1 pseudogene is annotated in these 270 nt (G+C 57.4%); it reads right to left on the reverse strand.

Annotated features, from left to right (window positions below):
• A pseudogene (locus SB764_RS40535) lies at positions 1-270 on the reverse strand (type IV secretion system protein VirB4); the annotation flags it as partial.

A 270-nucleotide genomic window follows, 5' to 3' on the forward strand; every position in this document is an offset into this window, starting at 1 on the left:
GTAAAACTTGCGCATCTTCTCGATGTATGCCTGCGCTTTGCTTGTCGACAGGAATCGAAACATGACGCAGACGTCAAACTCGGCGTCGACGTCGGCGAGGACATCGAGCGCAGCTTCCTGGAACCCCATCCACTCCTTCACCGAGATGATCTTCGCGTACCGTGTCCCATAGGCGGATTCGAACATAATGTGCTCGGCACCGTATGTTACGAAGCTCTCCGTCAGGTGAGTATCGAGCATCGTCACGGGGTAGCGCACGCGCCGCGGCGG

The organism is Paraburkholderia sp. SIMBA_027, from assembly GCF_046535315.1.
Lineage (GTDB): Bacteria > Pseudomonadota > Gammaproteobacteria > Burkholderiales > Burkholderiaceae > Paraburkholderia > Paraburkholderia tropica.